This is a genomic window from Lederbergia lenta NBRC 16444 (genome assembly GCF_001591545.1).
In the GTDB taxonomy this organism is placed as follows: domain Bacteria; phylum Bacillota; class Bacilli; order Bacillales; family Bacillaceae_C; genus Lederbergia; species Lederbergia lenta.
Map to the genome: position 1 here is coordinate 209,955 of NZ_BCVC01000004.1, position 12,716 is coordinate 222,670.

Annotated in this window: 12 protein-coding genes; all 12 read left to right on the top strand. The window is 39.0% G+C overall.

The features are described from left to right. The gene (locus BLE01S_RS15035; RefSeq protein WP_066144010.1) at positions 1-537 is read left to right on the top strand and encodes a F0F1 ATP synthase subunit delta; all 537 of its coding nucleotides are present in this window, start codon (positions 1-3) and stop codon (positions 535-537) included. A 31-nt stretch (positions 538-568) separates the two neighbouring features. Beyond that, complete coding sequence (atpA, locus tag BLE01S_RS15040; protein WP_066144013.1) at positions 569-2,077, top strand: F0F1 ATP synthase subunit alpha; 1,509 nt, start codon at positions 569-571, stop codon at positions 2,075-2,077. 225 nt (positions 2,078-2,302) lie between these two features. Continuing rightward, positions 2,303-3,160, top strand: coding sequence for a F0F1 ATP synthase subunit gamma (locus BLE01S_RS15045; protein WP_066144015.1), 858 nt, complete (start codon positions 2,303-2,305; stop codon positions 3,158-3,160). Between the two features lie 304 nt (positions 3,161-3,464). After that, positions 3,465-4,871 (top strand): F0F1 ATP synthase subunit beta, encoded by a 1,407-nt coding sequence (gene atpD / locus BLE01S_RS15050; protein WP_066144018.1) that lies wholly within the window; start codon positions 3,465-3,467, stop codon positions 4,869-4,871. 22 nt (positions 4,872-4,893) lie between these two features. Then, positions 4,894-5,295 (top strand): F0F1 ATP synthase subunit epsilon, encoded by a 402-nt coding sequence (locus tag BLE01S_RS15055; protein ID WP_066144021.1) that lies wholly within the window; start codon positions 4,894-4,896, stop codon positions 5,293-5,295. A 79-nt stretch (positions 5,296-5,374) separates the two neighbouring features. Then, complete coding sequence (locus BLE01S_RS15060; RefSeq protein WP_066144024.1) at positions 5,375-5,608, top strand: DUF1146 family protein; 234 nt, start codon at positions 5,375-5,377, stop codon at positions 5,606-5,608. 187 nt (positions 5,609-5,795) lie between these two features. Continuing rightward, the gene (locus tag BLE01S_RS15065) at positions 5,796-6,542 is read left to right on the top strand and encodes a YwmB family TATA-box binding protein (RefSeq protein WP_066144027.1); all 747 of its coding nucleotides are present in this window, start codon (positions 5,796-5,798) and stop codon (positions 6,540-6,542) included. 32 nt (positions 6,543-6,574) lie between these two features. Next, positions 6,575-7,888 carry a UDP-N-acetylglucosamine 1-carboxyvinyltransferase gene (gene murA / locus BLE01S_RS15070; RefSeq protein ID WP_066144030.1) on the top strand — a complete coding sequence of 438 codons (1,314 nt, stop codon included), beginning with the start codon at positions 6,575-6,577 and terminating at the stop codon, positions 7,886-7,888. Between the two features lie 184 nt (positions 7,889-8,072). After that, positions 8,073-9,101 carry a stage II sporulation protein D gene (spoIID, locus tag BLE01S_RS15075; protein WP_066144033.1) on the top strand — a complete coding sequence of 343 codons (1,029 nt, stop codon included), beginning with the start codon at positions 8,073-8,075 and terminating at the stop codon, positions 9,099-9,101. 580 nt (positions 9,102-9,681) lie between these two features. After that, positions 9,682-10,632 carry a stage II sporulation protein SpoIIQ gene (gene spoIIQ / locus BLE01S_RS15085; protein ID WP_169800034.1) on the top strand — a complete coding sequence of 317 codons (951 nt, stop codon included), beginning with the start codon at positions 9,682-9,684 and terminating at the stop codon, positions 10,630-10,632. 498 nt (positions 10,633-11,130) lie between these two features. After that, positions 11,131-11,403, top strand: a complete 273-nt coding sequence (gene spoIIID / locus BLE01S_RS15090) for a sporulation transcriptional regulator SpoIIID (protein ID WP_066144043.1) — start codon at positions 11,131-11,133, stop codon at positions 11,401-11,403. A 211-nt stretch (positions 11,404-11,614) separates the two neighbouring features. Further along, the gene (locus BLE01S_RS15095) at positions 11,615-12,616 is read left to right on the top strand and encodes a rod shape-determining protein (RefSeq protein WP_066144046.1); all 1,002 of its coding nucleotides are present in this window, start codon (positions 11,615-11,617) and stop codon (positions 12,614-12,616) included. Positions 12,617-12,716: the final 100 nt, after the last annotated feature.

Consider the following 12,716-nt stretch of genomic DNA (forward strand, 5'->3'; position numbering starts at 1 on the left):
ATGAGCCAAAATATTGTCGCGGAACGCTACGCTTTAGCTCTTTTTACATTAGCTAAAGAGCAAAATCTCGTTCAAGATTTATTGGCGGAAATGCAAACAGTGAAGAAGGTCATAACAGAAAATCCTTCGTTTATAACATTACTAGCATCTCCAAAATTGACATTACATGAGAAAAAAAATGTTTTGAAAGATGTATTTTCAAAAGTATCTCCAGTCGTTGCAAATACATTAATGCTTTTGCTTGATTCTCATCGTCAGGAAGAGATGGCAAACGTAGCTGAAGCCTATATTGATTTAGCGAATGAGGAAAATGGTATTGAGGATGCAATCGTCTATTCTGCACGTCCATTGACGTCAGATGAATCACAAGCTATTTCAGCATCGTTTGCTGCCAAAGTAGGCAAACGTTCTTTAAACATTGAAAACATCGTAGATTCAAATCTGCTTGGCGGATTGAAAATACGTATTGGTAATCGGATTTTTGACGGAAGCTTGCGAGGTAAGCTTGATCGTCTTGAACGTACATTGACTATTTAATGAAAGACTTGAAAAATGAGGGGTGAAATTCATGAGCATTAAAGCTGAAGAAATCAGTGCGCTGATAAAAAAGCAAATTGAAAATTATCAAGCTGAAATGGAAGTAAGTGATGTTGGAACAGTCATTCAAGTTGGGGATGGAACCGCTCGTGCCTACGGACTGGACAATGTTATGGCAGGGGAACTTGTCGAATTCTCGACGGGTGTACTTGGTATGGCGCAAAACCTTGAGGCAAATAACGTAGGTATCGTTATTCTTGGCCCTTATACAGATATTCGTGAAGGCGATGAAGTACGTCGTACTGGTCGAATCATGGAAGTACCTGTAGGAGAAGAGTTGATTGGCCGTGTCGTGAATCCACTTGGCCAGCCAGTCGATGGATTAGGACCGATCAATACAACGAAAGCACGTCCAATTGAAGGGGCGGCACCAGGTGTAATGGATCGTAAATCTGTTCATGAACCTTTGCAAACAGGAATTAAAGCGATTGATGCGCTTGTTCCAATCGGACGTGGACAACGTGAGTTGATTATTGGTGACCGACAAACAGGTAAAACAACTGTTGCTATCGACACAATCTTGAATCAACGTGATCAAGATATGATCTGTGTATACGTAGCAATTGGTCAAAAAGAGTCTACAGTGCGTGGAACGGTTGAAACACTTCGAAAACACGGTGCATTAGATTACACGATCGTTGTTACAGCTTCTGCTTCACAACCAGCACCACTTCTATACATTGCACCATATACAGGTGTAACAATGGGTGAAGAATTCATGTATAACGGCAAGCACGTTCTTGTTGTTTATGATGACTTAACAAAACAAGCTGCTGCATACCGTGAACTTTCTTTGCTACTTCGTCGTCCGCCAGGTCGTGAAGCATACCCAGGTGATGTTTTCTATCTACACTCTCGTCTTCTTGAGCGTGCAGCGAAATTGAGTGACGCAAAGGGTGGCGGTTCATTAACTGCACTTCCATTCGTTGAAACACAAGCAGGAGATATCTCCGCATATATTCCAACGAACGTTATTTCTATCACTGATGGGCAAATCTTCTTGCAATCTGACTTGTTCTTCTCGGGTGTACGTCCAGCGATTAACGCAGGTCTCTCGGTATCGCGTGTTGGTGGATCAGCTCAAGTGAAAGCGATGAAAAAAGTAGCTGGGACACTTCGTCTAGACCTTGCATCATTCCGTGAGCTTGAATCATTTGCTCAGTTTGGATCTGACCTAGACCAAGCAACACAAGCGAAACTAAATCGAGGACAACGAACAGTTGAAGTGTTGAAACAAGACTTGAATAAACCAATTAAAGTGGAAAAACAAGTTATGATTCTATATGCATTAACTAAAGGTTACCTTGATGATATTCCTATTAAAGACGTTTTACGTTTTGAAGATTCACTATATTCTTGGCTTGATCATAATCGTGCAGAGCTTCTTGAATCTATTCGCACAACAGGTGCACTTCCAGCAGAGGAAGATTTGAAAGATGCTTTGAACTCATTTAAAAAGACATTCGCTAAAAGTGAGTAATTTTGGCATACAGGTTTAATCGAAATGCCAATATGACCCACTTTAAGTTAATACTTATAAAAGAAACACATTAGGAACATCGGCTAACGGTCAAATGAGGAAGCATATTTTAATGCTAAATACTGGTATAAGGTCACAATACTTTCTAACCATATCTCTTGACCGTTTCGATGTGACCCACTTTGTGTGGGCCTAACCAACTTTTAATAAAAGGTGGTGAAATCAGTGGCATCCTTACGTGACATTGAAACCCGAATAAATTCGACCAAGAAAACAAGCCAGATAACAAAGGCAATGCAAATGGTATCTGCAGCAAAATTGAATCGTGCGGAAACAAATGCCAAGTCATTTGTGCCATATATGGAAAAAATCCAAGAAGTTGCTACTAGTATTGCAGCTGGCAGCAAGGATGTAGATCATCCAATGCTTGTTTCACGTCAGGTGGAAAGAACGGGATACTTAGTAATCACAGCGGATAAAGGCTTGGCAGGACCATATAATAGTAGTATTTTACGGTCTGTTTTTAACAAAATCAAAGAGCGTCATCAATCAGATGACGAATATGCGATTATTGCCATCGGCCGTATGGGACGCGACTTTTTCCTCAAAAGAAACATGAACGTAGTACTTGAAATAAATGGTCTTCCGGATCAACCCAACTTTGCAGACATTATGGAAATTACAAGCAAAGCGGTTGGGATGTTTTCAGACGGCACATTCGATGAATTATATATGTACTACAACCATTTTGTCAGCGCGATAACTCAAGAAGTGACAGAGAAAAAAGTACTGCCACTTACTGAGCTAGATACATCAAAAAAATTAATGTCTTATGAGTATGAACCTTCAGCAGAAGCCATTCTTGAAGTATTGCTTCCACAATATGCAGAGAGTCTAATATACGGCGCATTACTTGATGCAAAAGCAAGTGAGCACGCAGCACGAATGACAGCAATGAAGAGTGCAACAGATAACGCATCAGATTTGATTGATGACCTGACACTATCATTTAACCGAGCACGCCAAGCAAAAATCACTCAGGAAATTACTGAAATCGTTGGCGGCGTAGCAGCACTGGAATAAAGAAAAGCGGAAGCGCCTAGGTAAGCGGCGTACAAACTGCGCCCACAGGAAGTGGGTGCGTCGACGTTGCCACAGGACGTGGCGATCTTAGTCGAGGACCTTATTGATACGAGATAAAGGAAACACGGTAAGCCTGAAAGGCGAGCCGATGTTGACTTATCGTAGGAAGAAGCCCGAAGTTTGCTAGTCGCTTGGCGCTGTAGCCAGATAATAAAGAAAAGCTGAACCTTCCAAGTGCTATAATTAAATGAAAAACACAATTTTTAATATGAATGAGACCTTAACCCAGGTAGGAGGGGAAATGATGAACAAAGGACAGGTTTTACAAGTTATGGGTCCGGTTATTGACGTGAAATTCGCCAGTGGCCAGCTCCCTAATATATATAACGCACTTAAAGTTACATCTGCCGATAAAAATATTGAATTAACATTGGAAGTTGCTCTCCATCTTGGTGATGATACTGTTCGGACCATCGCAATGGCATCAACTGATGGTGTTCAACGCGGAATGGATGTTCTTGATACAGATGCACCAATTTCCGTACCAGTAGGAGATGTAACACTTGGACGGGTATTTAACGTTTTAGGTGAAAATATTGACCTTGATGCAAAGCTTGATGCAAGCGTACGCCGTGATTCGATTCACCGTGCAGCACCAAAATTTGATCAGCTTTCCACAGAGGTAGAAATTTTAGAAACAGGAATTAAAGTTGTTGACTTGCTTGCTCCTTATATTAAAGGTGGTAAGATTGGATTGTTTGGTGGTGCAGGAGTTGGTAAAACTGTACTCATTCAAGAATTGATTAACAACATCGCTCAAGAACACGGTGGTATTTCCGTATTTGCTGGTGTAGGAGAGCGTACACGTGAAGGTAATGACCTTTACTATGAGATGAAGGATTCCGGTGTTATCACTAAAACAGCGATGGTATTCGGACAGATGAACGAGCCGCCAGGAGCGCGTATGCGTGTTGCATTGACTGGTTTGACAATGGCTGAGTATTTCCGTGATGAGCAAGGACAGGACGTTCTGTTCTTTATCGACAATATTTTCCGTTTTACACAAGCAGGTTCTGAAGTTTCCGCGTTACTTGGCCGGATGCCTTCAGCGGTTGGTTACCAACCAACACTTGCTACAGAAATGGGTCAATTGCAAGAGCGTATCACATCAACAAACGTTGGTTCTGTTACTTCAATCCAAGCAATTTATGTTCCTGCGGATGACTATACAGACCCGGCTCCAGCAACAACATTTGCTCACTTGGATGCAACAACGAACCTTGATAGAAAGCTTTCCGAAATGGGTATTTACCCTGCGGTGGATCCATTAGCTTCTTCTTCAAGAGCACTTTCACCTGAAATCGTTGGTGAAGAACATTATCAAGTTGCAACTCAAGTACAGCAAACATTGCAACGCTATAAAGAATTACAAGATATTATTGCGATTCTAGGTATGGATGAGCTCGGAGATGAAGACAAATTAACAGTTGCTCGTGCGCGTCGAATTCAATTCTTCCTATCGCAAAACTTCCACGTTGCTGAACAATTCACAGGACAGCAAGGTTCTTACGTACAAGTATCGGAGACTGTAAAAGGCTTCAAAGACTTGCTTGCAGGTAAATATGACCATCTTCCTGAGGATGCTTTCCGTCTTGTTGGAACAATCGAAGATGCAATCAAAAAAGCGCAAGAAATGGGCGTAGAAGCATAATTTCGGACCAGGAGGGTTAAAGATGAACACATTACGAGTTAGTATTGTCACTCCCGATGGCCCGGTATTTGATTCTGATGTCGAAATGCTTAGCACAAAAGCTGAATCAGGTGAACTAGGTATACTTCCGGGTCACATTCCAACGGTTGCCCCGCTCCAAATTGGTGCTGTACGTATTACAAAAAGTAATAGTACAGAGTATGTAGCAATTAGCGGAGGATTACTCGAGGTCCGTCCCGATCAAGTCACCATTCTTGCCCAATCAGCAGAACTTGCGGAGAGCATTGATATCGGCCGTGCTAAAGAAGCAAAAAAACGCGCTGAAGCCCATTTACAGGGAGAAGCGGATGACAGTGATTTTAAACGTGCGGAATTAGCATTAAAACGCGCGATGAATCGTATCAATGTATACGATCATAAATAGAGAAAAAAAACAGAGCACCTTCTGATCCTAAGGTCAGAAGGTGTTATTTATGAGAACACTTTTTGTAGGAGGAGTCCAGATGGTTGAAGAGTTCGGGCAGCAATCTTTGCTTAACATCATTTCTCATTTGTTTTTTATTGCCATCACATTTTATGGACTACAAGCAGTACATTTTGATAAACTAATCAGAGTGAACCGTGTTTTTCAGGCAAGGTTATTGTATATATTAATAACAATTGCAATTGGTTCTATTGTCAGTAACTTTTTTCTAGATTATTTAAATTGGGCACGCCAACTTCGCTATTTATTTTGAAGTTAACGATGGAAAAATAAAAATGCGACTTTATACCTGTTTTCAATGACTGTGCTTTTGTTTATGATGTGATAGATATGATGAATTTTTTGTCGAATTAATATAGGTAAAAAAGGTCTGAAATTAGCGACTTTCCTTTAGTATTACTTCCCCAAGAGTGGAAACACTTTTAAGAGGGGGGGAGAACATGAAAAATAAAAAAATGCTAATAATATTTCATCTTATTGTCACAATTAGTTTCGTCATTATATTAATTGGGAATAACATCAGTGCAGCGCAAAATGATTTAGATATACAGATGTTGGCTCAAAATGTGGAAAAACAAAATGGGACGATCATTGAATGGTCTTTATATGCAAGAGAACTTGTCTATCTTTCCAATGAGAAAGAACGGTTAGAAAAAATACACTGGTTAAAAAAACTATATCCTGATATGGAATGGAACACCGTGAATGAATCAGGGTCGGATGTTGTTGTAGGACAACAACAATTTGAATTTTACAGTGAATCAATTAAATTAATATCGACCGATAAAAATAGACAATCCTCAACGTATTTATTATATGAAATACGAGGAGCAGGTTGGAATCAAAATACTGCGGAAAACTTGTCGAATGATGTCACATTGGCAATGAAGACGCTATTTGATAAAAAGCCCGTTATTTTCTCTTGTATAAAAGGCGAATTCAATAAAGGTTTTCAAGAATTTAAGTATCAATCTTTGGATGGATTACTTAAATCCTTTCAAGCGGAAGAGATAAAGACGCTTAAAGAAAGTGATTTTTACTCAATATCAGCAAAATCCTCTCTTTTTGCCCAGAACTTATCCTTTGCCGATACTGAAATGAATATGCAAGTTGGATTACGAAAAAGCAGATCGGGATCGAGTACAACATTTGTAATCGGCACACCCATCTTAACGATTGAATATTAATATAAAGAATATGTACGCGGAGGGGAATACTCTTGGAAAAAATCATCGTCCGCGGCGGAAAAAGGCTGAGCGGTACCGTTAAAGTTGAAGGGGCAAAAAATGCCGTATTGCCTGTGATCGCTGCATCATTATTAGCTAGTGAAGGAAAAAGCGTCATTCGGAATGTACCTAATCTTTCCGATGTATATACAATCGGTAAAGTGCTACGTCATGTAAACGCCGGCGTTGAATTTAATGATAAAACAATTACTGTTGATGCATCAAATGAACTAAAAATAGAAGCACCATTTGAATATGTTCGAAAAATGAGAGCGTCTGTACTTGTGATGGGTCCATTACTTGCTAGACAAGGAACAGCCCGTGTAGCATTACCTGGAGGCTGTGCAATCGGTTCGCGTCCAATAGACCTTCATTTAAAAGGTTTTGAAGCGATGGGAGCTAAAGTAAAGGTTGACAATGGTTTTATTGAAGCGACAGCAGATCGTTTAACAGGAGCTAAAATATATTTAGACTTCCCAAGTGTGGGAGCGACTCAAAATATTATGATGGCTGCAGCATTAGCGGATGGCTTTACTACATTAGAAAACTGTGCAAAAGAGCCAGAAATTGTTGATCTTGCCAATTATATTAATGAAATGGGCGGGATTATTCGCGGCGCTGGCACAGGAACTATTCGTATTGAAGGTGTAAAAGAATTACATGGCGCAGATCATACGATTATCCCTGACAGAATTGAAGCTGGGACATTTATGGTTGCAGCAGCTATTACGGGCGGTAATGTGCTTGTAGAAGGAGCAATTCCAGAACACATGACATCTGTAATCGCGAAAATGGAAGAGATGAATGTAACCATTATTGAAGAGGAAAATGGATTACGTGTAATTGGACCTGAAAAGTTAAAAGCTGTAGATATTAAAACAATGCCACATCCGGGTTTTCCAACAGACATGCAGTCACAAATGATGGCTTTACTCGTATGTGCAGATGGCACTAGTGTTATTACAGAAACAGTTTTTGAAAATCGTTATATGCATGCTGAAGAATTCCGTCGTATGAATAGCGAAATCAAAATTGAAGGTAGATCTGTTATTATCTCCGGTCCGAGTATGCTTCAAGGAGCAGAGGTCGCTGCAACTGATTTAAGAGCTGGAGCAGCCTTGATTATCGCCGGTTTAAGAGCAGATGGATACACACGTGTAACAGAGCTTAAGCATCTAGATCGTGGTTATCTCCATTTCCATGAAAAGCTTCGTGCATTAGGAGCCGACATTGAACGTGTGAATGAGGAAACAGAAGAAGCTGTCAAAGAAAATAACAGTGATCTTGTCGTTGATTTAGAAGGCTAGTAATAAGTCATAAAAAAACTCGCATTTGCGAGTTTTTTTTCATACAATTATTTTCAGTTAAATTAAAATATTCTCTGAATCAACTACCTTAATGAATGGTGGCATAAATGCTTGTCCCTTCCCATATATTTAACCAAGGGTGATGACTTTGGCATCGCCTTAATTTCGTAATGGAGGCATCGGCATGAAACAAATAAAGCCAGTTATAATCATAGTTGCACTATTAATTACGCTCACATTTACACTTCCATCTCTACTCGTGTTGCCTTTCTCCGGTGAAAAGCCTGTCGGAAAGCTGAATGAAGTGCAAGCCCCAGCTCCACAACAATCAACTTCAACTAAAGAATCTACAACAGAAGTAGCTGTTCTTAGATCAGCTACAAATAATATTGAAAAACTTCCAATAGAAGAATACGTAATTGGTGTGGTCGCTTCTGAGATGCCGGTGGAATTTGAGCCTGAAGCCCTTAAAGCTCAGGCATTAACGGCGAGAACATATATTACAAGCCATTTAATAAATCCGAACAATGGAAACTTACCTGAAGGTGTAGACGTATCTGATACAGTTAATCATCAAGTATTTAAAAACCAAGCTGAACTGAAAAAAAGTTGGGGGAAAAACTACGAAAAAAATTATAAAAAGATTGAACGTGCTGTAAAAGAAACACAAAACAAAATATTAACGTATAAAGAAAAGCCAATTACAGCTTCCTTTTTCTCTGCAAGCAATGGCTATACAGAAAATGCAGAAGACTATTGGGAAAATCAAGTACCATATTTAAAAAGTGTAAAAAGTCCATGGGATAGTAAAGAGTCCCCAGAATTTGAAAGCCAAATGACGTTAAGTACAAAAGAGTTTGAACAAAAACTTGGCGTTAAAATTGGCAAAGGGACAGATGTGGGAACTATTCTCGCAAGAACTCCTGGTAAAAAGGTTGCTGAAATAGAGATAAACGGGAAGAAATTTACAGGACGAGAAATACGAGAAAAACTTGAACTCCGCTCTACAGACTTCAGCTGGATTCATAAAGGTGACTCCATCATCATCACGACGAAAGGATACGGGCACGGGATAGGAATGAGCCAGTATGGTGCGAATGGTATGGCAAAGGAAGGAAAAGATTATCAAGAGATTGTCAATCATTATTATAAAGATGTAAAAATCTCAGATATCGAACCATTTTTTGATCAAAAGCTCGCATCGACTCAATAATATAGAGCGCGGATTCTCTTTATATAGGGAATCCGCGCTTTTTTATTGATATTATCTATCACGGAGCGAAGAAAAATGTAGATACTTTCTACTATTTAGATGAAACAATTATATGGACTTTCGATACTAGAGCGTGAAAAAAGTGAATATCAACTAGTAACCCCGTCAGCTCAACGGCTAAAGGTGGCCATGGCCAGTAAAATGGTTGTGACCGCCAGAAAGCTATTGGCTATGGCTTGTAAGAAAGCTTTGATGGCCAGTAACCCTCAAGCGACGGCCAGTAAAAGTCCGACAATAGCCAGTAAGCGCGATGATCATCACGTAAATGCTACGGGATAGTTGGTTTTATTCACCATAATTTTAAATGTTCTTCATCCATACAACAGTAATTGGTTGTTTAATCAGTAAATATGGTAATCACTACAAATTTTTCTCCGTTTACTATTTAAAAAACACCTGGAAAAGTAATCCACATAGCATTCTTTAGTATAATTTTCTGCGTTTGTCGAAAACTAAATGGCAAAATTTTTTTTGTGAAGTATATTATTCTGTAATTCTGTTCAGAATGGTGCTAGAGGTGATGAAAATGAGAGAGGAAGAAAAGAACCAATCTTCTCAAGTCAAAAAGTTTTTTAAAAAGCGGTGGGTATTTCCAGCAGTTTATTTAGTTAGTGCTGCATTGCTCATTTCCATGATCGTTTGGTACCAAACAGGTGGATTGAACATAGCAAAGGGACCAGAAGTAGCTGATCCAGGTAAGGAATTGATTGGCAATAAAAATGATGAACCATCTATTGAAGTCAATCAATCTTTTGAAAACTTTGCGATGCCAGTACAAAATCAAGATGAAGTAGAAGTAGTAACACAATTTTTTGATTCCGCTGCATCTGCCGAAGATCAAGAGAAAGCACTAATTGTTGATGGGGATATGTATCGACCTAATATGGGGCTGGATATCGCTCATAAAGAAGGCAAGGAATTTAAAGTAGTATCTGCGCTTAGCGGAAAAGTAGCAGCTGTCAGACAAGACAATTTGCTAGGAAATGTAATAGAGATTGAGCACGACAAAGGCATTATGACTGTTTATCAGGCGGTAAAAGACATTCAAGTAGAAGCTGGAGATATGGTTAAGCAAGGTGAAGTGCTAGCAACTTCAAGTACAAGCCAATTGAATAAAGCTGCTGAAAACCATGTTCATTTTGAAATACGTAAAGAAAGCAAAGCAGTAAACCCACTTAGTTTCTTTGGACAACCAGTAACGGCTCTTGAACAGGTTGATGCTGATAATACGACAAGCACTACACCTGAAGAAGATGAGTCTGACAGCGTGTCTGAAGACGATAAGTCAGAAAGCGTGTCTGAAGACGATAAGTCAGAAAGTGTGTCTGAAGACGATAAGTCAGAAAATGTATCTGAAGATAATAAGTCAGAAAGTGTATCTGAAGATGAAAATGCTGATGGCGCAACGGATGCAGAAACAACTGACGAGGAAACGACAGACTCAGCTGACAATGAACCAACTACAAATTAAGCGAGATTAATCGCTCTAGGCAGGCCACTATGGCTCTGTCTTTTTTTTTGCATTATTATTATCGTTACACAAGAATGGATGCTTATCATCCGTTTCTTCGCATTCATCTATGTATAAAAATATAAATCTCGACATATTTCTCGGGAAATAATAGCTGTATATATTCCTCAAAAGTTATTACCTCATGACAAAACTGCCTTATATTCATTCTGAATATGATATTTGGGCATATATTGGAACTAGGACAAATAAGTATATACAAACTGTATTAAAAAGAGAGTGTTTGAGGTGAGGAATCGTTGATCGAAATTGTATATTCAGTTATATATTTGTTCATTTCCTAAAAAGAAATCCAGTTGATATAAATATCTTTGCTACTTATAGCCCATGTTGTGAATGTTGCTAATGGACAATGATCTCAAGAGCATACCTAAATTTATTATAAAAGACGAGTCTCATTTCACACTCCTCACATCCAATTCAAGGAGGGCGAGTGGTGTGCACGATTACATCAAAGAGCGAACAATCAAGATAGGAAGGTATATCGTGGAGACAAGAAAGACGGTTCGCGTTATTGCAAAAGAATTTGGCGTATCTAAAAGTACAGTTCATAAGGATTTGACCGAAAGGTTGCCAGAGATCAACCCTGATTTGGCAAGTGAAGTAAAAGATATTTTGGATTACCATAAATCAATTAGGCACTTACGAGGAGGGGAAGCAACAAAACAAAAATATCAAAAAAAAGAGTTGGAAAGTGAACCAGTGAAATAAATATAATATAGGAAGGGGGCAACAATACCCTTCTTTTTTTCGCGAATAAATCCAGTACTGATATTAGAAAATATGTCAAACTTTTTTCCAGTTCTATTCCTTTTCATGGAATGTATATGGTAAAATAAACAATTAGGGAAATCAACAAATTATGACTTTTGACATATGAAAAATTGATGAACGATGATAATAGTGAAAGTAGGGGTTAGTGATGTTTGCAAAGGACATAGGGATAGATCTAGGGACAGCAAATGTGTTAATACATGTAAAAGGACAAGGAATAGTTCTAAATGAGCCATCTGTTGTAGCAATTGATCGCAATACGAATAAAGTATTAGCTGTTGGTGAGGAAGCAAGAAAAATGGTAGGACGGACTCCGGGAAACATCATAGCAATTCGGCCATTAAAAGACGGTGTAATTGCCGATTTCGACGTAACAGAAGCAATGCTAAAACATTTTATCAATAAATTAAATGTAAAAGGTTTCTTATCGAAGCCACGAATTTTGATTTGCTGCCCAACTAATATTACGAGTGTTGAACAAAAAGCGATTAGAGAAGCAGCTGAGAAAAGCGGTGGCAAGAAAATTTATCTTGAAGAAGAACCGAAAGTTGCTGCCATTGGTGCTGGGATGGATATATTTGAACCAAGCGGAAATATGGTAGTAGACATCGGAGGCGGTACTACAGATGTAGCTGTATTGTCCATGGGAGACATCGTTACTTCTTCATCCATTAAAATGGCTGGAGATAACTTTGATAATGAAATTTTAAACTATGTAAAAAAAGAGTACAAGCTATTAATTGGAGAAAGAACTTCCGAGAATATCAAAATCAACATTGGTACTGTTTTCCCAGGGGCGCGTGAGGAAGAAATGGAAATTCGCGGGCGAGATATGGTAAGTGGTCTGCCAAGAACGATCACAGTAAATTCTAAAGAAATCGAACAAGCACTTCGTGAATCTGTCGATGTTATTGTGCAAGCAGCCAAAAATGTCTTGGAAAAAACACCACCAGAATTATCTGCTGATATTATTGATCGAGGGGTTATTTTAACTGGTGGTGGAGCACTTCTACATGGTATAGATCAGTTACTTGCCGAAGAACTAAAAGTTCCAGTCTTAATCGCAGAAAACCCAATGGACTCTGTTGCTAGTGGAACTGGTATCATGCTTGAAAACATGGATAGAATTGCAAGACGCAATTTTGTATAAGCCATTCATCCAAAAGTTGAATCTGAATGAAAATAAAAATACCTATAAAACAGGCCGAACGAACCGATATATATAGTAAGTGTGCAATGCAGAAAAACTG